The following is a 23,543-nucleotide window of genomic DNA, read 5'->3' on the forward strand; positions in this document are numbered from 1 at the left end:
ACAATTAGACTTTGAATAAATTTCAACTTTTTTAAACATAAGCTAGTAGATTTGAATTAATAAAATACCTATTGATTTAACTTATAATAGATTCTACATTAATCAATATACTAATAAACAAAAATGTCATTATTTAGTTTAAAAAATAAATCTGTTCTAATTACAGGCTCATCAAGAGGAATTGGTAAATCTATAGCCACACAATGTGCAATCCATGGAGCTAAAGTTATTATTTCAAGTAGAAAAAAAGATATGTGTGAGAAAACTGCAGAAGAGATAAATTCTCTAGTTGGTTCAGACAAAGCATATCCGATTGCTGCTAGCATAAGCGAGCCAGAACAACTTAATTATCTTGTTGATAAGACTAAGGAAAAATTAAAAAAAATTGATGTATTGATATGTAATGCTGCTACAAACCCTTTTATGGGATCAATGCTTGATATGCCTATAGATAAATTTGATAAAGTAATGAACAACAATATTAAATCTAATCAAATTCTATGCAATTTAGTTTTACCAGAGATGGTAAAAAGAGAAGATGGATCCATTATTATCATTTCAAGTATTGCTGCAATTAAAGGAAGTTCTATTTTAGGCGCGTATAACATAAGTAAGGCAGCAGATGTGATGATAGTAAAAAATATTGCAGCTGAGTTTGGTAACAAAAATATTAGAGCTAATTCAATAGCTCCAGGCCTTATCAAAACAGATTTTGCAAAAGCATTGTGGGAAAATCCTGATATTTTAAAATCAGTATTAGGTAACACTCCTATGCAAAGAATTGGAGAACCAGATGAGATTGCAGGTGTAGCAGTTATGCTGGCATCAAAAGCTGGTGAGTATATTAATGGACAAACAATCGTTGTTGACGGCGGTACTACAATTGTTTAAATGAGTAACCAATTTCACTATAAATATAATTTAGAGCATGAGCTTCATTGATAGATCCAACTTCATAAACATTATTTCTTAAATTATTAATTTCTTCGATAATATTTGATAATTTAAGTGCGCTATAACTTAGTTTATTGAATATCTTATATTTTCCATTAAATGCTTGGTTGGTTGTCTTGGAATATAAGATTATTTTTAAAAACTCTATAAGAAAATTAAGTTTATTAATGAAAGGCAAATCTAATTCAGATATTTGCTTTATTGCAATATTTAAATTGTAATTTTTAATTATAAAATTAATAGTAATTTCTACAAATTCTTTGAATACATCGTGATTACCACTTTCAATTGATTCAAGGATGGTAAATGGTGCATAAAAACTGGGGAAATCTACTGATGAATAGTCGTTAACATTATTGTTATTTAGCCATTTATTAACAATATCATCACTAGGTGCTTGTATATTTATAACCTGTGAACGGCTATAAATTGTCTTATTTAATGATCTTGATCTATTTGTTGTCATTATTATAAATGAGTTATTTGATGGTTCTTCTAGAGTTTTTAAAAGAGCATTTTGTGCTGATTGATTCATGCTCTCAGCATTTAATATTAACGCAACCTTATGATTTGAAAGTGATGGGGTTAAAGAAATAAATGAAATGATATCTTTTTTGCCTTTTTCTTCGTCCCAAGACCCTTCCCTTCTACTAATATCGTTGATGAGTATTTTTTCTTTATCTAAAACATAAAAATCAGGATGATTGTTTTTTTTAAATAAATTCAAAGTTACTTCACTTGAATTTACATTTTTTGTATTTAGTAAGTCTAATGCAATTCTTTTTGATAAAAGTTTTTTTCCAACCCCCTTTTGACCATTAATAATTACGCTTTGTGGAAGTTTATTAATATTAATATTTTTATAGATTTTTTCTAACCAATCACAATTACTTATTTTCATGGCTTTAATTTAAGATAATTTAAAATAGTAATATGAATTTCATTTATTGAATTTTCTGCATTAATAATTTTAATTCTATTATTAGATATTTTTGCTATGTCAATATATCCGTTTCGTACTTTCTCAAAAAATCTAAGTCCTGATGATTCAATTCTATCTTTTTTATCATTAGCTTTTCTAGCAAAACCTTTTTTTGGATCTATATCCAATAAAAAAGTGCAATCTGGTTCAGGGCATTTTAGCTCTTTTATAATTTTATTTATTAAATTAATAGAAATGCCTCTTCCATATCCTTGATACGCTAGAGATGCATCATAATATCTGTCTAAAAGAATGAAATCACAATCAGCATTTTTTATTTTTTCTTCAATAAGTTGTGCTCTTGAAGCAAACATTAAAAATAACTCTGAAAAAACTGAAATAGAATCATCTAAATTCAATAAAATATTTCTTATTTTTTCACCGGTATCTGTTGACCCTGGTTCTCTAAAAATTAAAACCTTAAACTTTTTTTTGACTAATAGGTCATAAAGCATATTTATTTGAGTTGATTTACCAACGCCCTCGATGCCTTCAAAACTAATAATTTTCATTTATCTAATTTAAGTTCCTTTATCATGTTTAGGTGTTCTTCATATGATTTGGAAAAGTAATGAGATGTAGGCGAATTAGCAACAAAGAAAAGGTACTCACCCGGTTGTGAGATTATTGCAGCTTTAAGAGATGATTTTGATACCATAGAAATAGGGGTTGGTGGTAATCCGTTAATCATATATGTATTGTAAATATTATTTTTATCAAGAATATCAGATTTTTTAATATCTCCATCAAAATTTGGTAACAAACCATAAATAATTGTTGGATCTGCTTGTAGTCTCATGGGTATAGTTAATCTTTTTAAAAATACTGAAGCTATTAGTTCTTTCTCATTATTATTTCCTGCCTCTTTTTCAATAATCGATGCAAGTATTAACGCTTCCTCTTTAGTTTTTATTGGATTGTTTGGATGCTTGTCTTTCCATATTTCATTCAAATATGATATCAATGCATTATTACTTTTTTTTAAAATTGATGATAGGTTCGAGTTATATTTATAATAATATGTATCAGGTTGAAAAATTCCTTCTTTAAAAATAAAAAAACTATTAACACAATTAAAAAATTTACAATCATTAATCAAAGTTGAGTCTTTGATATTATTTTGTAAATCATAGATATTTGATCCCTCTTTAATTACAAATTTATGAGTTACTGTATTTCCATTGCTTATATCTTTAATAATAATATCTAATGGTTTATTTTTTATATTATATTCACCAGCCTGCAATGTTTCTATTTTATTTAATCTTAAATATATTTTAAGAAATAATTTATTTAAGACGTTTGAAGGTGCTATTAAATTTAATATTTTATTTTGTGAGGTACCATACTCAATAAAAATCGTATCTGAATTAGAAATGCTTTTAGATTGAATAAATGAAAAATATGGTCCAATCAGTATTATAGATATTATTACAAATAATATGGAAGCTCTTTTCAACATAAACTAACTAATCGTTTTTAGACTAGTTAAATTATAGCGTGTAGATATTGTAAAGTTTTTACGAATTAGAATTTATATAATCAACAGCTTCATTAACTGTAGAAATTTTTTCTGCATCTTCATCAGCAATTTCTAGATCAAATTCTTCTTCTAACGCCATTACTAGTTCGACTGTATCAAGAGAATCGGCTCCAAGATCATCCACAAATGAAGAATCATTTTGAACTTCATCCATAGAAACACCTAATTGATCACTGACAATTTTCTTTACTCTATCTTCTACACTCATAAATGCTCCCTAACCTAAATTTGAATTTATTTTACAACTAATCTAAGTAACATGCACGAATTAGCAAAAATAATTTGCATTAATGCATGAAAAGACCTCCATCAATAGATATTGTTTGTCCGGTAATATATTGTGCCTCATCACTTGCTAAAAATGACACTGCATTTGTTATATCATCAACTATACCAAATCTCTTTAAAGGTATAGTTTGCATAATATTATTTTTGGCATCATTATTTAAAAATGAAGTCATATCTGTTTCTATGAACCCTGGTGCAATTGAATTAACTGTAATGCCTCTTGAACCTAACTCTTTTGCAAGCGATTTTGTAAAACCACCTAAGCCTGCTTTTGCTGACGCATAATTTACTTGACCAGCATTACCCATTAGCCCTGCTACTGATGAAATATTAATTATTCTACCGAACTTATTTTTGACCATATTCTTTGTAAATGCTTTTGTTAAATTAAATGTGCCGGTTAAGTTTGTTGCTAGCACATCATCCCATTGTTCGTCTTTCATTCTTAAAAAAATTTGGTCTGAAGTTATGCCAGCATTATTAATTAATATGTTGGGTAACATGTCTTCTCTTTTTAAATATTTTATACAACTCTGAATAGATTCTCTGCAATTAATATCAAGCTTGTAAGACATGAGATTGGGTAGTTTCTTTTCAAACTGAAAATCACTCCTTGATGTACCAATTACAGTATGACCAATTTCAGCAAAATAATTTGCTATTGATAACCCTATTCCTCTTGAAGCTCCAGATATAAAAATTATCTTTTTAATCATATAAATTCCTTTAACTCATCAAAATTTAAAGATGACATTGAAAAAATTTTATTCGCACCATTAAGTTTTGCTAGTCCAGATAGAACTTTTCCAGGGCCACACTCAATAATAATACCATTGTATTTATTTATACTATTCATAGTTTTATACCATTGAACAGGATTAGTTAATTGATTAATCAAATTTTCCTTAATGGTTATTGGATCATATGAAATTTGTGCATTATAGTTTTGTATCAAAGGAATAGTTGGTGTATTAATCTTTACCTCATTAATTTTTTCTCTAAATTTATCAGATGCTTCCTTCATTAAATTACAATGAGATGGAACTGTAACTTTTAGTTCAATGCATCTTTTTGCACCAGCCTCTTTGCATAGTTTTATAGCTTCAATTACTCCCTTTTCATTTCCTGCAATAACTATCTGCTTAGGTGCATTTAAATTTGCTGACGAGACAGAACAACTATCTTTATCAGAGATTGTCGAACATATCTTATTTATTATTTGTTCATCTAAGCCTAATATTGCACACATTATTCCTTTTTCAGACTTTTCCATCAATAAACCTCTTTGATAAACAAGATTTAGAGCATCTGCTATATCAATTGAGTCTGAGGCCACAAGTGCGGAGTATTCTCCTAATGAGTGACCAGCGCATATGTCAACTTTGATCTTAAGATCACAAATCAATTTCTTAAAAAAAAAATACGATGTAATTAATAATGCTGGTTGAGTTACAGAAGTTTTATTCAACTCTGCGGGAGATCCATTTTTTATAATCTCAACTAAGTCAAAAGGTAATATATTATTAGAAATGCTTGATATTAAATTTATAGTATCTTGATCAAAACTGTCTAGCATCTCAGAGTTTTGTGATCCTTGGCCGGGAAAGACTAGGGAAATATGTGTTGCCATAATAATTAGGCTGACGTTTCTTCGGCTTCTTCTTTTATCGGTTTACGTAGGTCCTTAATAAGTCTTCCCTTATAAAATCCATCTTTTGTCATCTGATGTCGAAGGTGTTTTTCTCCTGATACAGGATCGATAGATAATTTAGATGCTTTTAAAGAATCATGTGAGCGTCTCTGCCCTTTTCTAGATCTTGTAACTTTACTTTTTTGAACTGCCATCTTTCTAACCTTTAAAAAAAACGTATCCTAACAAAATTATACTAAATTTAACAGATTTATATAATTAATAACTTTCAACTAATTTCATAAAGTCATCATCAGGCTCAATTTTTATATCTATAAAAATGTCATCTTCATCTTTAAAATTAAGTTTATATGAATGTAGCGCCATTCTTTTAATATTATTAATTAAATTTGACTTGTTAAATTTATGATCTCCATATTTATTATCATTAATCACAGGATGGTTTATATTGCTGGACTGAAGACGAATTTGATGAGTTCTACCTGTAAATATCTCAATTTCTACTAGTGTTGATTTAGTCAATCTTTTAATAGGTTTAAAAAAAGATATGGAATCTTTGCCAGCATCAGATATATATGATTTTTTTTTGCCAGTTGATTTTGATTCAATTGAGTTATTGAGTTTAATTTTTGATTTTAAATGACCTTTTAGTATTGCTAGATATTTTTTTTCAATCTTATTTGCAATAGATATTTTATTGAAATATCTGTTAGCTAATTTATTTTTTGAGAGTACTAAACAACCGCTAGTTTCTTTATCAATTCTATGACATAAATCAAGCTCACTGTTCAATAATGATCTCATGATTTCAATAACGGTAATTGAATTCTTTGTACCAGAGTGAACTGCTATGCCACTTGGCTTGTCAATAATAATATAATTTTTATTTTCAAAAACTATCCTTTTCTCAAGCAAGTCCATATAGTGAGTAGGAATTTTTTTGTCAAGTTTTACATCGTCCTCTGTGATTGGTGGTATTCGAATTAGATCACCAGTTTTTATTTTTGTTTTTGCTTTTGCTCTCTTTGAATTAATTCTTACTTCGCCTTTGCGAATAATTTTGTATATCTTTGATTTAGGAATATTTTTGAAGATTGAAATCAAATAATTATCTAATCTTCTGTTGTTATTATGTTTATCAATTTCAATATTTTTGACACTCATCACACAAATCTATAGGATATACTCCTAAATAACTAGTTATTACTAGTAAAAATATAAAGAAAGATAAATACAACAGTTTTTTTTACAACCCATAAATTGGGTTAATCATTAAGCAAATAATGTAAGACTTACTGATAGAAGCTTTCATAGCATACTGCTGAATTATCTTCCTATAAAATAGGGAGAACAAAATGAAAAGAATTTTAATCAATTCATCTTATAGCGATGAATTAAGAGTTGCACTAGTCGATGGTGCAAAACTTTACGACTTTGATACGGAATCACCTGAAAGAGTTTTACTTAAAGGAAGTATTTTTAAAGCAACAGTTTCTAGAATAGAGACAAGTTTAGATGCTGCTTTTGTAAATTTTGGCTCAGAAAGACATGGATTTCTTCCTCTAAAAGAATTATCAAAGGATTATTATAAAAAGAATGCGAAAGGTAAATTTGAGTGTACTCTAAAGGAAGGTCAGGAAATAATTGTACAAGTTACAAAAGAGGAAAGAGGTACCAAAGGTGCAGCATTAACAACTCAAATAGGTTTGGCTGGAAGATTTTTAGTATTAATACCTAACTCATCAAGATCAGGCGGTATTTCAAGAAGAATAAGTGGCGACGAAAGAGATCAAATAAAAGAATCTTTGAATACACTTAATATTCCAGAAAATATGAGTGCTATAGTAAGAACTAACGGTCTTGGAAGAACCTCTGAGGAGCTTAGTTTAGACTTAGCCTACTTACTAGCATTATGGTCTGAAATTGAAAATATGTTTCCAAATGCTATATCGCCATCATTAATATATCGAGACGATAAACTGATAGTAAGAGTAGCAAAGGATTACTTCAAAGATGATATAGAAGAAATTTTAATAGATGATATTGATACATTTAATGAAGCAAAAGAGTTTATAAATGCTGTTATTCCTGATCATTCTGAAAAAGTAAAATATTATAATGAAGAAATACCATTATTTAATAGATATCAAATAGAATCGCAAATAGAGTTAGCTTTTCAAAGAGAAATAAATTTATCATCTGGTGGGTCGATTGTAATTGATCCTACCGAAGCAATGACAGCGATTGATGTCAATTCTGCAAGATCTACTAAAGGAAAAGATATCGAAGAGACTGCTTATAAGACGAACTTGGAAGCTGCTAAAGAGATAGCAAGACAATTACGACTAAGAGATGTTGGTGGGCTTGTGGTTATTGATTTCATAGATATGCTTGATGAATCTAATCAAGAGAAAATAGAAAATGCCTTTAGAAAAGCAATATATTCTGATAGAGCAAGAGTTCAAATTTCTAGTATTTCTAAATTTGGTTTACTTGAAGTTTCAAGACAAAGATTAAGACCTTCTTTAAATGAATCTTATGATATTGAACATGTTTTAGTCAGGGGTCCTAGATCACTAGGCCAATCCATTTTAAGGATAATTGGCGAGGACTCAGCTAAAGATAATACATCTGAAATTCATGTTTATGTTCCATCTGATGTTGCAAGCTACTTATTAAATGAAAAAAGATATGAAATTATTAATATCGAGAAAACTAACAACATAAGAGTTTTAGTTATTGCAGATCCATATAAATCAAGACCTTACTACAAGGTTGTTAGAATTAAAGATACTGAAAAGAAAAATCAAGATTCATATAAGCTTAGTCCTCAAAGTCCTGAGCCAGGAACAGAATGGAGAGATGATAAGAATATAAATAAATCAAATAAACCATTAGTCGATGGAGTTAGTCCTCCAAAGATGCCAAAAAAGAAAAAAGACGGTCTAATTGGGTGGATAAAAAATATTACTGGCTTAGAACAACATGTTAGTCAGGATAAAAAAACTATAAAGAAGAAACCTCAAAGACGTAAAAGTACTTTTAAAAAACCATTTAATAAAAATGCTTCAAGTAAATCTAAGCCTAAACAAAATTTCAAGAATAAAAATAGACAAGAAAAAACTGTTAAAAATGACAATGTTCCTAAAAAGAGCACCCCACACAATAAGAAAAATAAACCTAATTCTAAAAATAAATCTTTTAAAAAGAATGAGAAAGTTATAGACAAAGCTCCAAAAAAACTAGTAATCCAGGAAGTAAAGAAGGAACCAAAAAAAATAAAAGAAATTCCTACTAGAGCTTCTAACGACCCTCGATATAAGAACGAATAATCTGTCCAGAAAGTGATGATTCTGGAGGAATTAATGGTAGTTGATCGACGTTATACCAATTTGCTTCTGCAATTTCTTCCTCATCTATAACAAGATCACCTGATTCATATTCACATTTAAAACCAAGCATTAACTGTGAAGGAAATGGCCAGGGTTGACTTCCAATATATTGTATATTTTTTACTCTTATACTAACTTCTTCCATCACTTCTCGCATAACTGTTTCTTCAGCAGATTCAGATACTTCAACAAATCCTGCTAGAACACTAAACAAACCTTCTGGGAATAAATTATTTCTAGCAAGTAATATTTCATTACCTTTTGTAACCAAAGCAAGAACACATGGCGATATTAATGGATATATCATTGATGATGTTTGAGGACAATACAAAGCTTGTTCTTTGGAATTAAATTTATTTAATTCACCTGAGTAACCTGAATATTTATTACTTCTTATCCAATGTAATAACTGATTTGCTCTACCCATGAGCAAAATATCATCAGACTTTGATATTACTAATAGATGTCTTAAATCATATTCTACAATCGACTCATAGCCTATGTTTATTTCGATATTGGTATTTGATATATCAACCGCATAAATATCGTTTCCATTATTACCAATTCCTATGTACAAATGGTCTTTAATCTCAATATTTAAAAGATTTTCTTGTAATAAAAATGTTTGTAGATTGGGTTCATAAAGAATTTTATTATTATTAAAGATAATCAAAATATTATTATTACTAGCTTTAATGTCCAAAAATCTTTTAAAATGCATATAATCCTATTTGTATAAAAATGTTAAGCGAAATTCAAAAACTTTTTCTTGGTGATGCTCCTGATTGGTATAAGTCTACCATAATAGGGTTCCTCATATTTAACCCAATATTGTTAATCATATTGAACAATCTTATGCCTGGAAATTCTGGATTCATTCTTGGTTGGATTATTCTTCTTCAATTTATTTTTACGTTGGCTATGGCTCTAAAATGCTATCCATTACAGCCTGGTGGCCTACTAGCAATTGAAGCAGTAATTTTAGGTCTTACATCTACTGAAACTATTTATTATGAGATTTCTGAAAATTTAAAAGTAATTTTATTATTAATTTTTATGGTAGCTGGAATATATTTCATGAAAAATTTAATGCTTACTATATTCTCAAAGTTACTTTTAGGTATAAGATCTAAAACTTTTTTATCGCTTCTTTTTTGTGCTTCAGCAGCTGTTTTATCGGCGTTTTTAGATGCCTTAACAGTAACCGCTGTTTTGATTGGAGTTATGATAGGTTTCTATAGAATTTATCATGCGGTTATTTCAGGTAATGACTTTAGAAATCAGGATCATGACTTTAAAGATAATTCTCAAATTGACACCCTAAAAGAAAGTGAACTTGAGGACTTTAAAGGTTTTCTTAGAGATCTTGTTATGCATGGTGCTGTAGGAACTGCTCTAGGTGGCGTATGTACGACTGTAGGTGAACCACAAAATTTAGTAATAGCAGGTAAGGCTGGCTGGGATTTTATGGAATTTTTCCTTCAGATGGCTCCTATTACAATGCCTATTTTGTTTACTGGATTAGTTACATGTGTATTGCTTGAAAAGTTTTCTGTTGCTGGTTTTGGTAATAAATTACCATCAAATGTTAGAGAAGTATTTAATGATTACTCTAATTATAGAAATGAAAATATAACAACAAACGATAAAGCTGTATTACTTATTGAATCAATTGTATTAATTTTTTTAGTTCTTGCTCTAGCATTTAGTATTGCTGCAGTGGGTTTAATAGGCTTAACCGTAATGGTTTTATTAACTGCTTTTAAAGGAGTCACAAAAGAACACGATTTAGGTGAGGCATTTCATGAAGCACTTCCCTTCACAGCCTTATTAGCTGTTTTCTTCGCAGTCGTAAGTGTGATTTATGATCAAAAACTTTTCGATCCAGTTATTAACTATGTTTTATTACAAGATCCTTCTGTTCAGCCTTCTTTATTTTATATTGCAAATGGTTTCTTATCTGCTGTAAGTGATAATGTTTTTGTTGCGACTATCTATATTAAACAGGTTGCTTTAACAATTCCTGCTGGTACAGATCAATTTAATAATCTGGCTATAGCAATTAATGTTGGTACAAATATACCAAGCATTGCAACCCCCAATGGACAAGCTGCATTTTTATTTCTTTTAACATCATCCCTTGCTCCTTTAATAAATTTATCTTATTTAAGAATGGTATATATGGCACTTCCTTATACTATTATTCTATCTATTGTTGGTTATATAGCTATATATACCCTTCTTTAATGCTCAGAGACTTAAACCACAAATTATGTATTGCTCCAATGATGCAATATACAGATATGCACGATAGATATTTATTAAGACTAATATCAGAAAAAGTGTTTCTTTATACAGAAATGATTGCAACTGGTTCTTTGATTTATGGTAAGTGCTTTGATCAGCTTGAATTTAATAATGAAGAACATCCTGTTGGTGTTCAACTTGGTGGTTCTAATATAAATGATCTTGTAGAGTGTTCTAAAAAATGTGAGCAATATGGTTATGACGAAATAAATCTAAACGTAGGTTGTCCATCAGATAGAGTACAAAAAGGTAAATTTGGTGCCTGTCTTATGTTAGAGCCTGAACTAGTAAAAGACTGTTTAGGTCATATGAAAAATGCAGTAAAGATACCTGTTTCAATTAAATGTAGATTAGGTATAGACAAAAATGAATCATATAATTTTCTTTACAATTTTATTTCTATTGTTAAAGAATCTGGTGTGAAGATTTTTATAATTCATGCAAGAAATGGAATTTTGAAGGGTTTAAGTCCAAGACAAAATAGAAATATACCACCACTTAAATATGACTATGTTTATAAGTTAAAAAGAGATTTTCCAGAACTTAAAATTATTATTAATGGAGGTATCAAAACCATTGAAAATACGATAGAACATCTTCGCAATGTAGATGGAGTAATGATCGGTAGAGCAGCATATGACAACCCTTTTATGCTTAGCGAAATTGATTCAAATATTTATGGCGATCATAAAAAAACTGTTTCAAAAATTGATATTTTTAATAAATATATGGATTATGTTGAAAAAAAACAAAGTGAAGGACATGAATTATCAAGGATGTTAAAACATATATTTGGTTTATCGAGGGGTAATAAAAACGCAAAACTATATAGATTAAAAATTATTGAAATAATGCAAAATAAAGATTTAAAAAATAACAGATCTGAACTTCAAAAATTATTAGTCAATTAAAAAATCATCCATATCATCAATAAATGTATCTTCTACATCAACTCCATCCTTGATTTCAAAATACAAAGACTGAACATAAGCATCTTTTACAAAGTTATACTTGTCACCTGATAATAATGATTCAATGCCAATTAAACGCTCTCTAGTCTCTATTGCATCAATCCCTCTTAAAGTAATGTTCACATCAGTATCTGTCATATGGAATGTTACTGATAAAATAGAAGAAACTGGTTTTGTTAAAGTGTCTCGTAATGTTGATGGGCCAAAAAAAGGCAACATTATATATGGTCCCGATTCAACACCCCAGACTGCCAATGTTTGACCAAAATCTTCATCATGTCTATCAAGTCCAATTTTGGTTGCAACATCAATAAAACCAGCTAATCCAATAGTTGAATTAATTATAAATCTAGAAAAGTCGTTAAAAAAAAATTTAACTTTTCCTTGTAGTAATTGATTTATTGAGGTGTCTATTTCTTCGAGATTATTAAAAAAATTCGTCACACCCTTTTTAATGGGTTTTGGTGTTTTTGAATATACTTCAGCCAAAGGTTTTGCAATTTTATCATCAAGTTTTTCATTAAAATCAAACGTTTTTTCTATTTAATTCTTCGAATGGATCGTTAATATCATCAGAAAATAAATTTCCACCAAACATTAAAAATAATAAAAATATTATTCGCATACTTTCATTATACTATCCAATAATTTTCATTGTTACATCATCAAATAAATGTAGAGCATTTTCTATTTTTAGATTATATAAATCATCACTAAAGTCTATCTGACCTAATTTCTTAAATTCTAAAGACTCTTCGTCATTCAATGGACCCTTATAATTAGAAATATTATTTTCAACATATCCTAATATATTTGTATTTAGCTTTTTCAGCATAGAGATAGTTTTTTTTAAGTCATAGTAAGATAATTTATTTTTTGATGTTATCAATATTGTCTCCAAGTGATCAATTTCACTCGCTATTGTCAGATACGAATCTCCTGTACCAGGAGGCATATCAATAATTAAATAATCTAAATCTCCCCAATCTGTCTCTGTTAATAATTTTCTTATAGCAGAACTTAACATTGGTCCGCGCCATGTTGCTGCAATATCCTGATCAACAATATATCCCATTGAATTTATTAATAGGCCATTAATATTTATTGGTAAGATTTTTTTTGAATCCTTAGAAAATTCTAATTTTTTATTTAGTGTATTAAAAATAATATGTTGATTTGGTCCATAAATATCTGCATCTAAAATGCCGACTTTATATTTCTTTAATAAATTGAGGGCTAAGCCAGCTGAAAATGTACTCTTACCTACACCACCTTTGGTTGCAGCTATAGCTATTATTTTTTTTATGCTCATATATATTCTTATTTTTCACATATAATACAGATAATATATGAACACTCCTACAGTTAAATCTAGAAATATTTTAATTACACAAGCGCTACCGTATGCGAATGCGCCTTTGCATCTTGGACATATGTTGGAAGCTGTTCAGACAGACATATGGTCCAGATTTCAAAACTTTAACGGTAACAAATGCTACTTTTTTTGTGCTGATGATACACATGGTACTCCAGTAATGCTAAAAGCAAACGAACTTGGTATAAAACCTGAAGAATTAATAGCTGATGTCCTAGAAGATCATAAAAGCACTTATGATCTTTATAGTATAAATTTTAATAATTATTACACTACTCACAGTGATGAAAATAAACAATTTTCAGAACAAATATATGAAAGCGCTAAAAAGAATAATTTAATATCTAAATCAAGTGTTGAACAGTACTTTGATGAAAAAGAAGAAATGTTTCTTTCTGATAGGTTTATTAAGGGAACTTGTCCAAAATGTGGTGCTGAAGATCAACATGGCGATAATTGTGGTGTTTGTGGAGCTTCATATGACATTCTTGATTTGAAGAATCCAATTTCTATAATTTCAAACTCTGTTCCTGTAAGAAAAAAAAGTGATCATATTTTTTTTGATTTACCTCAAAAAAAAGAAATGCTTAAAGAGTTTATTAAAAATGTTGAATTACAAACATCAATTAAAAACAAGCTAAATGAGTGGCTTGATGATGATTTAAAAAAATGGGATATATCAAGGGATGCGCCATATTTTGGTTTTAAAATACCAGATGAAATAGATAAATATTTTTATGTTTGGCTTGATGCACCAATTGGATATTTAGCATCCATTTTGAATTGGGCTGATAATAATAATTTAAAAATGGTTGATTTATGGTCTGAAAAATCAAATTACGAGATTTATCATTTTATAGGTAAAGATATTGCTTATTTTCATGGTCTTTTTTGGCCTGCTTTGTTAAGTTCTGGAGGTTATAAATTACCTAATGGAATAAATGTCCATGGTTTTTTAACCATTAATGGTGAAAAAATGTCCAAGTCTAAAGGAACAGGTATTTTGGCAAAGGATTTTGCTAATATTACAAATCCAGAAACATTAAGATACTATTTTGCGGCAAAGTTAAATAACAAAGTTGAGGATATTGATCTAAATTTTGATGATTATACTCAGAGAATAAATTCAGATCTAGTTGGTAAATATTTAAATATCGCTTCCCGGTCAGCTTCTTTTATAAAGAAAAATGATAATGTAGTCTCTGAAAATATTAATCAAAAAATCATAGATAATTTATTGCTGATGAAAGAAGATATTTTAGATCTGTATGAATCAAAACAGTATTCAAAACTAGTTAGAATAATTATGGAATTAGCTGATAATGTAAATAAATATATAAACGACGAAAAACCATGGAAATTGGATCTTAAGGATGCTCTTATAGTAAGTTCAACATCTTTAAATGCTTTTAAAATATTATCTGTTTATCTCCATCCTATAATACCCAATCTAACTAATGATGCATTTAAATTTTTAAATACAAAAATATCATCTTTCAATGATATTGATGAAAGATTATCTGGCCATATAAATAACTATAAACCGTTGCTAAATAGGCTTGAACACATAATAATTCCTGAGGAAGAAAATATGGATAATATAAACTTAATAAATATTGATCATTTTGCTGCTGTTGATTTAAGAGTAGCTAAAATAATAAAAGCTGAACATGTTGAGGGTGCTGATAAATTACTTCAACTGCATTTAGATGTTGGTGAATTAGGATCAAGAAAAGTATTTGCAGGTATAAAAAATGCTTATGAACCTGAGCAATTAACAAATAAACTTGTTGTTCTAGTTAACAATTTAGAACCTCGTAAAATGAAATTTGGAGTATCTGAGGGAATGGTATTAGCATCAAGTAAAGATAACAATATATATTTAGTATCTCCTGATAAAGGTGCAGAGCCAGGAATGAAAGTTAGATAATGAGTAAAACTGACATCATAATTATAGGTGCTGGCCCAGTTGGATTATTTACAGTATTTGAAGCTGGACTTCTTGGATTAAACTGCACTCTTATTGATAATCTAGACAAACCAGGAGGTCAATGTGCTGAACTTTATCCTGAAAAACCTATATATGATATTCCAGGAGTACCTTTTCAGACTGCTCAAGATCATGTAAATGCCCTTCTCGAACAAATTAAACCATTTGATTATATACTTCATCTTTCAGAACGAGTTGACTCGATTAGAGAAGTAGATATTGATAATGATAAATATTGGGAAGTTATAACAACGAAAGATAATAAGTTGTTATCAAAAAATATATTTATTGCTGCAGGAGCCGGTTCATTTGAACCACGTAGACCTCCAAATATTGATAATCCTGATAAATTTGTTAATAAAGGAGTGGAATACGCTGTTCGCTCAGTTGAAAAATATGAAAATAAAGATGTATTCATATTTGGTGGTGGCGACTCTGCACTAGATTGGACTGTTGAATTGTCTAAAATTGCTAAATCAATTTCATTAGTTCACAGAAGAGATGCATTTAGAGGAGCCCAACACACTGAGGAGCAAATGCGAAAGCTTGTAAGCAAGAAAAAAGTTAAGTTGTTAACACCTTATTTAATAAATTCTATTGAAGGAAATGAAAAAGTTAATTCAGTCACATTAAAAAATTTTGATACAAATGAAATAGAGTCTCATAAAGCAGATGAGCTTTTATTTCTTTTTGGACTTAATAAAAAACTAGGTCCAATACTTGAATGGGGTATTGATTTAAATGAAAAAAAAATTAAGGTTAATACTGAAGACTTTCAAACAAACAAAGACGGTATTTTTGCAGTTGGTGATATTAATGATTATCCAGGCAAACTAGATTTAATATTGTCTGGCTTTCATGAAACCACTCTAGCTGTCCAAAAAGCTTACAAAAGAATTTATCCCGGCGAGAGAGTTCCATTTGGATACACTACCTCCAATTCAAAATTACAAGAAAAGCTTGGTGTTAAAAAATAGATTTAGAAAATATTTACCAGTTGTTGTGGACCTTGAAACAGGTGGTTTTGATCCAGAAATAAATGCAATTCTTGAAATTGCAATAACCTTAATTAACGAAGATTGCGGTGAATTGTGTGTTGGTGAAACACATCGATACCATATAGAACCTTTTCAAGGATCTATTGTTGAAGCAGAATCATTAGAATTTACTAAAATTAATCTGGATCATCCTCTCCGAAATGCAGTATCAGAAACTGAAGCAATCCAAGATTTATTTAAAATAATTAATAAAACAAAGAATAAATATGAATGTTCCAGAGCTATATTAGTTGGACACAATGCTCATTTTGATCATAGCTTTTTAAAAAAGGCTGTTGAAAGAAATAATATAAAAAAATCGCCATTTCACTCATTTTCAGTATTTGATACTGTTTCACTTGGTGCACTAGAGACGAATCAAACAGTTTTAGCAAAAATTTGTGAAAGTTTGGGAATTGATTATGACTCTAAAGAAGCTCACTCAGCAGCTTATGACTCAGAAGTTACTGCTAAAGTATTTTGTAAAATTATAAATAAATATCAATAAGTTATTTCGATGAAATATTTTGAATAAGCTTTTTTAGTTCTCCATTTTCATGCATCTGAGTAACTATATCAGCTCCGCCAATCAGATCTCCTTCGACAAAGACCTGAGGAAATGTTGGCCAATCAGAAACTTGGGGCAAGGTCGATCTAATATCATCATTCTCCAAAACATCAACATATGAAAATTGTGCTTCACATTCAATTAATGCTTGAACAGTTCTAGCTGAAAAACCACATCTAGGTTCATATGGAGTACCTTTCATGTATATTAATATATCGTTATCTTTAATTTGTTGTTTTAGTTTCTTAATTAAGTTTATATATCTATTTATAGTATCTTCGAAGCCATATTTCAAGGAGTCAGTGATTATAGCGTGGCCAATTGAAACCTCTCCTACATTACCAATCCTTATTAACTCTGATAGATTAAATAAATTTAAATCATGTCCTGCATTAATATTTAAATTTTTTCTAGATGCGTAATTAATAAAGTCTTTTAAATGCTTAAGGATACTGTGATCTTTATTTTTAATACTAATTGCAAATTGACCGGTATGAATCTCAATTGTATCTGCTCCAACTTCAATAGCGTAATCTATAGATTGATAGTTCGGTTCGTCTTTGTTAAGTAGATCAATAAATAAACTTATTCTTGATTTTGGAGAAACTTTTTTTATGATTTTAATTATTTTTTTTAATTCAATATCATGCTCTCCTTTGATCCAACCATGGTCCGATGTAACCTGATTAGGCTCGTCAGGTACAAGAGTTATCTGGTCAGGCAAAACAATCTCAACTAAATCAATAAATCCAATAAAATCATTTTTTTTATTTGAAAATGGATTTCCTTCTAAATTAAACTCGACTTTTTTTTCTTTACATATTTTTGATAGAGAAATAACATCATTGCATGTAGCATGCCTGTGGTCAGGCCTTGGGTGCAATGTTAAACCATCAACACCTAATTTTATTGCTTTATATGCGTACTCTTCAAGACTTGGAACATTCTCGCCTCTAGCATTTCTCAATAAGGCTATTTTATTTAGATTAATACTTAAATTCATAATATTTATATTGCATTAAATTATCTATACAGATCATTCCTTTCATTAACAACTAAATTAATTGCGTCATTGGTTTCATATTCAGATTTATTAAACCCTTTGATTAATACAACTGGCATTAGTTCATTAGTTTGACCCATTATCAGCCCTGCGGCGCAGGCTAGTTCATCTGCAATAGCAATTTCGGTACAACTTAAAGGTTTATTATAAATATCTCTGTTACCAGTCATATCAATGATACTTTGAATATTTGTACTTGCAATTGCAAAATTAGTGATACCGTATCTAAAAGGCCTTGTCATTGAATCAGTAATTATAATAGAAATATTTTTGTTAAATACATTTGATAAATGACTATGTATTAACTCAGAGCTTTTTGATGGATTTTTAGGTAGTAATAATACAATATCTTCATTTTCAGAGATATTAGATTTATCAATGCCAGCATTAATATTTATGATGCCTAATTGATGTTCAACTATAATTACTCCTTTTTCAATACTTATAATTTTTTTTGACTCATCAAGAATAGTTTGAACTAGCCTAGGATCTTTTTTAAGCTGTTTAGCGATATTAGTTGCTTTTTGTGATGGATTTATATTTTTTAAATCTACATATCTATTTTCGGATTTGGAGACTATCTTTTGAGCAATCAATATTACATCTCCATCTTCAATACAAATATTGTTTCGCATTACAGATTCTTCAATTAGTGCCCCAAGATCATCACCTTTTTTAACTAATGGGATATCTTTCAAACCCTGGATGTATATCTGATTCATGAATAAGAGATTTTACTGTTTTATAAATATATTTAATGTGGTATTTCAATAATGTATACTTTCGAATTATGACATTATTAGATGATAAATTACTAGAAGTTTTGGTATGTCCAATATCAAAAAAGCCATTGTCATATAACAAAGAGACTAATGAACTATTATCTGAGGATGCAGGCCTAGCTTACCCAATAAAAGACGGTATTCCAATCATGCTTCCCGATGAAGCCCGCAAAATTAAATAAAAGGCGCCCGTAGCTCAGCTGGATAGAGTACTTGGCTACGAACCAAGGGGTCGGGAGTTCGAATCTCTCCGGGCGCGCCATTTTAAGAATTTGGCATGTAAATTGCTATATTAATGTGTATGAAAAATTATATGAATAACTTATATGAGTTTTGCACTACATATCCTGTTTGGTCTATGTGTTTTATATTTTCGGGATATGTGATTGGAGTTGTATACTTTTAAACTGATTTTAGTTTTTGCTGTGGTATTGAATTTTTTATACCAGTTATATTATTACCTTTATCAAAATATACTAACGTAGGTTTATGGGAACTGGATTCTACTTCATCAAATTGACCATATGTACATATTATAAGCACGTCACCTAATGTAACCTTATGCGCTGCAGCACCATTAACAGAAAGAGTTTTAGATCCTGCCTCAGCTAAAATTAAGTACGTTGAAAACCTTTCTCCATTAGTGACATTATAAACCTCTACTTGCTGATATTCTTGCATACCAGCTGCTTCAAGAAAACTTTGATCAACTGCACAAGAGCCTTCATAATCTAGCTCAACTTGAGTTACATTTATTCTATGAAGCTTAGATACAAGTAATGTCTTTTTCATAATGTTGAGAAGTATAAATAAATAACAAATAATATCAAATTATTGTTAATTTAATCTAATATTGTCAATTAACCTTATTCCGCCAATTCTTGCAGCAATTGCAACAATGATTGAATGATTATTTGCACTGTAAGATGTCTGAAGAGTTTTTTCATTGCATGATTCTAAGTAATCAATTTCAAAACCCTCCTGTATTAAAAAATTTTTTTTTGAATTTAAGAAATCATATGAAAGATTATTAGAATTATTTTTTATATCCAAAAGAGTTTTGTATATTAATGATGCTTTATTTAAATCTTTCTGTGATAGTAGTCCATTTCTTGATGACAGCGCTAAGCCATTTTCATCCCTTTCAGTTTCTACACCTATAATATCAATAGCACTATTAGTAGTTTTAATGAATTCTTTTACCAGCATATATTGTTGAAAATCCTTAAGGCCAAAAATAACATGTGAAGGTTTTAACAAAATAAAAAATTTATTTAATATAGTTAGAACTCCATCAAAGTGTCCTGGCCTATGGTGACCGCATAAGTATTGCGATTTTTTAGACGCTTTAATTTCTTTAATATCATTTAATATTGACTTATCTGGAATATATAAACAATCACATTTACTTTCTTTTAATATTTCAATATCTTTCTCAAGCGTTATAGGGTAATTTTTATAATCACTTGCATCATTAAACTGTAGTGGGTTTATAAATATAGATACTAATATAGGTTTACCAATTTCTAGTCCTTTTTTTAAAAGAGATACATGACCCTTGTGTAAATTACCCATAGTAGGGATATAAGTAATATCAATATTATCTTTGAGATAATCTAAAATTTCGACTTTTTCTTTGATAATTTGCAATTTTAAAAGAAAGTATGTTCTTTGGCAGGAAATTCACCATTTTTAACTTGCGATACATATAATTCAAAAGCCTCATCAATAGATTGAGCTTCTTTCATAAAATTTTTTACAAATTTTGGTGTTTCATCTAAACATGATATTCCTAACATGTCATGAACCACCATTACCTGACCATCAGTTTTTGAGCCAGCACCAATTCCGATAACAGGTATTTTTAGTTCCTTCGTAATTTTATTAGCAAGATTATCTGGTACACATTCTAGCAAGAGCATTGCTGCACCAGCTTTCTCGAGTTCAATAGCTTCTTTTAATATTTTTTCATGTTCTGATGTGTCTCTTCCTTGTACAAAATATCCTCCAATACGATTTATTGATTGAGGGGTTAAACCCATGTGAGCGCATATTGGTATTCCTCGATCAGATAGCATAGATGCCATTTTTGTTATCCACTCACCACCTTCAATTTTTATAGAATGGGCACCTGCCTGCATAAGTCTTGTTGCATTTTCAAAACCAAGATCATCAGTTGAATAACTCATAAATGGCATATCTGCCATGATGTGAGAATTTATATTGCCTCTCACAACACATTCAAGATGATATATTAATTGATCCATAGTAACCGGTAGAGTACTGTCATGGCCTTGAATTACCATACCTAAACTATCACCAACTAAGACTATGTCTACACCTGCCTTGGAAATTCTATTTGTTAAAGTAGACTCATATGACGTTAAACAAGTGAATTTTTGACCATTTTTCTTCATCTCATTTAGAGTTGAAATTGTAATATTTTTTTTATTAGTTTGAGATGACATCTTTTATATTAATTTTATTTACTATTTCATTTATTATTTTTTGGGCAACTTTAAATTTAGTATCTTTTTCAATTAAAATTTTCTCATTTTCAGTATATATAGTAACTTCGTTATCATCTGAATCAAAACCAATTGATTTGTTAGAAACATCATTACTTATAATCATATTTAAATTTTTTTCTGTTAATTTTTTACGAGAATTTTCTTCAATATTTTCAGTTTCTGCTGCAAAGCCAACCACAAAAGAATTTGGATAATTTTTTGAAACATTAGAAAGAATATCATCATTTTTTTCCAATTTTAAATTAAATATTTCTTTTGAATTTTTCTTCAATTTTTCTACGGAATAATTTTTAGGTCTATAGTCAGACACTGCAGCACATCCTATAAAAAGATCGTCGTCTTTCATTACTTTAAGGACTTGATCTAACATTTCTTTTGCTGTGTTAATTTTTATAAGGTTAATATTCTTATTTACTTCTAAAGTTACAGGACCACTTATTAAGTTTACATTAGCTCCAGCTTCAATTGCAGCCTGTGCAAGTGCATACCCCATTTTTCCAGAGCTATTATTTGAAATATACCTTACTGGATCAAGCTTTTCTCGAGTGGGGCCAGCGGTTATATTAACTGTTTTGCCTGATAATTCACCTGTATTAATAGAGTTACTTATCTCGTTTAATATTTTTTCTGGCTCAACAAGCCTTCCAGGACCAACATCTCCACATGCCTGATCCCCTATGTCAGGACCAATAAAAAATACTTTCTTTGATTGAAGTTGTTCATAATTTGATTGCGTTGTTGGGTCTAACCACATATTCATATTCATTGCAGGAGCAATAAAAATATTTGCTTTTGTAGCTAAAATTACAGTACCAAGAAGGTCATCTGCCCTACCTTGGTTTATTTTTGATAATGTTTCTGCTGTACATGGAGCAACAAGAAGGATATCAGCCCATTTTGCAAGCTCAATATGTCCCATACCTGCTTCAGCTTTTTCATCGAGCAGTGAATCATGAATTTGATTACCTGAAACTGCTTGTAAAGTTAATGGTGTTATAAATTCTTTTGAAGATTCTGTCATTATTATTCTTACATCAGCACCTTCTTTTTTGAATAATCTTGTTATTTCTGCTGATTTATAAGCAGCAATACCTCCTGTAACACAAAGCAGAACATTTTTTTTATAAAAAATTTGCATATTACTATTTACATTTTTAATTTCAAATATGAATAATACCAATTACCCTCTCGATAAACCAATAGAAGCTAATTCCACCTACAGTGTAACCAATACAAAATTTAAGGTTATTTAAAAATTTATTGTTTTTAAGAAAGTATATGAGCAGCAAAGGTATTAAAATAATAGCTAGTTGGCCAATTTCAATACCAATATTAAAAAATAACAGAGACATTATTAAATTATTGTTATTTATACCTATATCTAATAAAGCACCTGAAAAGCCAAATCCATGCAAAAGACCAAATCCAAATGCATAATACCAAGGAAAAGTTTTTTTATTTTTTGAGACAACGTCTAAAGAGACAAAAATTATTGTAAGAGCTATCAAAGCTTCAATTAAATTTTGACTAATAGTAAATATATCTAATACTGAAATTGCCAGTGTAATACTATGAGCTATAGTAAAAGATGTTATTACTTTTAATAAATTAAACCATCCAAATACAATAAATAATAAACATATTAAGAATACAATGTGATCTAGGCCATTTAATAAATGATCAAATCCTAAGTATAAGTATGCTAAAGGATATATTTGCTTATCATATGGTATTTCAATTTTTGCTCTATTAACGCTAAGAAATGACTCAAAAATACTGTTATCAAGAAATTTAATAGAAACAATGGCATCACTGAGAATATCCAGATCCTTTATTTCTATAAATTCTCCCTTAAGAGATTTTTCACAATTAATTCTAAATTCTGAAATTGTGTTTTTAAAATTATTATAATTTTTAAACTCATTTTGAATGCATTCGGTGGGTAATATAATTTTTGGAATACTCGTTGAGCCTAAAGGATTTACCCATTTGACATCATAACTATTAGGTATATCTGTTACTTCATTTATTAGTAACTGTGGTGGGTTAAATTCATGAGATAAAATATTTGTGCTTAAAAATAAGGTGATAATTATTTTTTTGAGCATT

At 29.3% G+C, this 23,543-nt stretch carries 26 protein-coding genes and 1 tRNA gene; 9 read left to right on the plus strand and 18 right to left on the minus strand.

Features of this window, described 5'->3' with window-relative positions:
* Positions 1–123: 123 nt before the first annotated feature.
* On the plus strand, positions 124–891 hold the full coding sequence (locus M9C80_03470; GenBank protein ID URQ69011.1) for a glucose 1-dehydrogenase: 768 nt from the start codon (positions 124–126) through the stop codon (positions 889–891).
* Here the strand turns inward: M9C80_03470 and M9C80_03475 are convergent.
* The 8 genes from M9C80_03475 to M9C80_03510 form a co-directional block, all read right to left on the minus strand.
* Positions 878–1,855: an AAA family ATPase gene (locus tag M9C80_03475; GenBank protein URQ69012.1), complete on the minus strand. Its 978-nt coding sequence runs from the start codon at positions 1,853–1,855 to the stop codon at positions 878–880. The two genes, M9C80_03470 and M9C80_03475, sit on opposite strands and share 14 nt — an antisense overlap.
* Positions 1,852–2,448 carry a dTMP kinase gene (gene tmk / locus M9C80_03480; GenBank protein ID URQ69013.1) on the minus strand — a complete coding sequence of 199 codons (597 nt, stop codon included), beginning with the start codon at positions 2,446–2,448 and terminating at the stop codon, positions 1,852–1,854. Before tmk ends, M9C80_03475 begins: the two co-directional genes overlap by 4 nt.
* Positions 2,445–3,398, minus strand: a complete 954-nt coding sequence (gene mltG / locus M9C80_03485; GenBank protein URQ69014.1) for an endolytic transglycosylase MltG — start codon at positions 3,396–3,398, stop codon at positions 2,445–2,447. Before mltG ends, tmk begins: the two co-directional genes overlap by 4 nt.
* Positions 3,399–3,456: 58 nt before the next feature.
* Positions 3,457–3,687: an acyl carrier protein gene (gene acpP / locus M9C80_03490; GenBank protein URQ69015.1), complete on the minus strand. Its 231-nt coding sequence runs from the start codon at positions 3,685–3,687 to the stop codon at positions 3,457–3,459.
* Between the two features lie 79 nt (positions 3,688–3,766).
* Positions 3,767–4,483: a 3-oxoacyl-[acyl-carrier-protein] reductase gene (gene fabG, locus M9C80_03495; protein ID URQ69016.1), complete on the minus strand. Its 717-nt coding sequence runs from the start codon at positions 4,481–4,483 to the stop codon at positions 3,767–3,769.
* Positions 4,480–5,397 (minus strand): ACP S-malonyltransferase, encoded by a 918-nt coding sequence (gene fabD, locus M9C80_03500; GenBank protein URQ69017.1) that lies wholly within the window; start codon positions 5,395–5,397, stop codon positions 4,480–4,482. The genes fabG and fabD overlap by 4 nt, the downstream gene beginning before the upstream one ends.
* 5 nt (positions 5,398–5,402) lie before the next feature.
* Entirely contained in the window at positions 5,403–5,612 is a 210-nt protein-coding gene (gene rpmF / locus M9C80_03505; GenBank protein URQ69018.1) for a 50S ribosomal protein L32, read from the minus strand.
* A gap of 64 nt (positions 5,613–5,676) precedes the next feature.
* On the minus strand, positions 5,677–6,582 hold the full coding sequence (locus M9C80_03510) for an RluA family pseudouridine synthase (GenBank protein URQ69019.1): 906 nt from the start codon (positions 6,580–6,582) through the stop codon (positions 5,677–5,679).
* A 191-nt stretch (positions 6,583–6,773) separates the two neighbouring features.
* Here M9C80_03510 and M9C80_03515 point away from each other — a divergent pair, with 191 nt between their 5' ends.
* On the plus strand, positions 6,774–8,750 hold the full coding sequence (locus M9C80_03515; GenBank protein URQ69020.1) for an Rne/Rng family ribonuclease: 1,977 nt from the start codon (positions 6,774–6,776) through the stop codon (positions 8,748–8,750).
* Here the strand turns inward: M9C80_03515 and nudC are convergent.
* Complete coding sequence (gene nudC, locus M9C80_03520; GenBank protein ID URQ69021.1) at positions 8,722–9,531, minus strand: NAD(+) diphosphatase; 810 nt, start codon at positions 9,529–9,531, stop codon at positions 8,722–8,724. The genes M9C80_03515 and nudC overlap by 29 nt on opposite strands.
* A gap of 20 nt (positions 9,532–9,551) precedes the next feature.
* Between nudC and nhaB the strand changes: the two genes are divergently transcribed.
* Together nhaB and dusA are read left to right on the plus strand one after the other, a co-directional pair.
* Positions 9,552–11,057, plus strand: a complete 1,506-nt coding sequence (gene nhaB, locus M9C80_03525; protein ID URQ69022.1) for a sodium/proton antiporter NhaB — start codon at positions 9,552–9,554, stop codon at positions 11,055–11,057.
* A complete protein-coding gene (dusA, locus tag M9C80_03530) occupies positions 11,057–12,028 on the plus strand; it encodes a tRNA dihydrouridine(20/20a) synthase DusA (protein URQ69023.1) in 972 nt (323 codons plus the stop codon). Before nhaB ends, dusA begins: the two co-directional genes overlap by 1 nt.
* Here the strand turns inward: dusA and M9C80_03535 are convergent.
* Together M9C80_03535 and M9C80_03540 are read right to left on the minus strand one after the other, a co-directional pair.
* Positions 12,017–12,577 carry a VacJ family lipoprotein gene (locus M9C80_03535; protein URQ69024.1) on the minus strand — a complete coding sequence of 187 codons (561 nt, stop codon included), beginning with the start codon at positions 12,575–12,577 and terminating at the stop codon, positions 12,017–12,019. The two genes, dusA and M9C80_03535, sit on opposite strands and share 12 nt — an antisense overlap.
* A gap of 148 nt (positions 12,578–12,725) precedes the next feature.
* Positions 12,726–13,400, minus strand: coding sequence for an Mrp/NBP35 family ATP-binding protein (locus tag M9C80_03540; GenBank protein ID URQ69025.1), 675 nt, complete (start codon positions 13,398–13,400; stop codon positions 12,726–12,728).
* Between the two features lie 37 nt (positions 13,401–13,437).
* Between M9C80_03540 and metG the strand changes: the two genes are divergently transcribed.
* The 3 genes from metG to rnt are packed head-to-tail and all read left to right on the plus strand — an operon-like array spanning position 13,438 to position 16,998.
* On the plus strand, positions 13,438–15,393 hold the full coding sequence (metG, locus tag M9C80_03545) for a methionine--tRNA ligase (protein ID URQ69026.1): 1,956 nt from the start codon (positions 13,438–13,440) through the stop codon (positions 15,391–15,393).
* Positions 15,390–16,430: an NAD(P)/FAD-dependent oxidoreductase gene (locus tag M9C80_03550; GenBank protein ID URQ70199.1), complete on the plus strand. Its 1,041-nt coding sequence runs from the start codon at positions 15,390–15,392 to the stop codon at positions 16,428–16,430. Before metG ends, M9C80_03550 begins: the two co-directional genes overlap by 4 nt.
* On the plus strand, positions 16,417–16,998 hold the full coding sequence (gene rnt, locus M9C80_03555) for a ribonuclease T (GenBank protein ID URQ69027.1): 582 nt from the start codon (positions 16,417–16,419) through the stop codon (positions 16,996–16,998). Before M9C80_03550 ends, rnt begins: the two co-directional genes overlap by 14 nt.
* 1 nt (position 16,999) lies before the next feature.
* On the opposite strand, the gene M9C80_03560 is transcribed toward rnt, so the two are convergent.
* Positions 17,000–18,061 carry a pyridoxine 5'-phosphate synthase gene (locus tag M9C80_03560; protein ID URQ69028.1) on the minus strand — a complete coding sequence of 354 codons (1,062 nt, stop codon included), beginning with the start codon at positions 18,059–18,061 and terminating at the stop codon, positions 17,000–17,002.
* A gap of 20 nt (positions 18,062–18,081) precedes the next feature.
* Positions 18,082–18,843, minus strand: a complete 762-nt coding sequence (cofE, locus tag M9C80_03565; GenBank protein ID URQ69029.1) for a coenzyme F420-0:L-glutamate ligase — start codon at positions 18,841–18,843, stop codon at positions 18,082–18,084.
* A gap of 68 nt (positions 18,844–18,911) precedes the next feature.
* Here cofE and M9C80_03570 point away from each other — a divergent pair, with 68 nt between their 5' ends.
* On the plus strand, positions 18,912–19,085 hold the full coding sequence (locus tag M9C80_03570; GenBank protein ID URQ69030.1) for a Trm112 family protein: 174 nt from the start codon (positions 18,912–18,914) through the stop codon (positions 19,083–19,085).
* 3 nt (positions 19,086–19,088) lie between these two features.
* Positions 19,089–19,165: transfer RNA gene (locus tag M9C80_03575), tRNA-Arg, on the plus strand.
* 140 nt (positions 19,166–19,305) lie between these two features.
* Here the strand turns inward: M9C80_03575 and M9C80_03580 are convergent.
* The 5 genes from M9C80_03580 to M9C80_03600 are packed head-to-tail and all read right to left on the minus strand — an operon-like array spanning position 19,306 to position 23,542.
* Positions 19,306–19,695 (minus strand): aspartate 1-decarboxylase, encoded by a 390-nt coding sequence (locus M9C80_03580; GenBank protein ID URQ69031.1) that lies wholly within the window; start codon positions 19,693–19,695, stop codon positions 19,306–19,308.
* Between the two features lie 45 nt (positions 19,696–19,740).
* On the minus strand, positions 19,741–20,553 hold the full coding sequence (panC, locus tag M9C80_03585) for a pantoate--beta-alanine ligase (protein ID URQ69032.1): 813 nt from the start codon (positions 20,551–20,553) through the stop codon (positions 19,741–19,743).
* Between the two features lie 2 nt (positions 20,554–20,555).
* Positions 20,556–21,371 (minus strand): 3-methyl-2-oxobutanoate hydroxymethyltransferase, encoded by an 816-nt coding sequence (gene panB, locus M9C80_03590; GenBank protein URQ69033.1) that lies wholly within the window; start codon positions 21,369–21,371, stop codon positions 20,556–20,558.
* Complete coding sequence (coaBC, locus tag M9C80_03595) at positions 21,355–22,572, minus strand: bifunctional phosphopantothenoylcysteine decarboxylase/phosphopantothenate--cysteine ligase CoaBC (GenBank protein ID URQ69034.1); 1,218 nt, start codon at positions 22,570–22,572, stop codon at positions 21,355–21,357. Before coaBC ends, panB begins: the two co-directional genes overlap by 17 nt.
* A gap of 22 nt (positions 22,573–22,594) precedes the next feature.
* Positions 22,595–23,542 (minus strand): HupE/UreJ family protein, encoded by a 948-nt coding sequence (locus tag M9C80_03600; protein URQ69035.1) that lies wholly within the window; start codon positions 23,540–23,542, stop codon positions 22,595–22,597.
* Between the last annotated feature and the right edge of the window lies 1 nt (position 23,543).

Source organism: SAR86 cluster bacterium, from assembly GCA_023703615.1.
Classification (GTDB): Bacteria; Pseudomonadota; Gammaproteobacteria; order Magnimaribacterales; family D2472; genus MED-G85.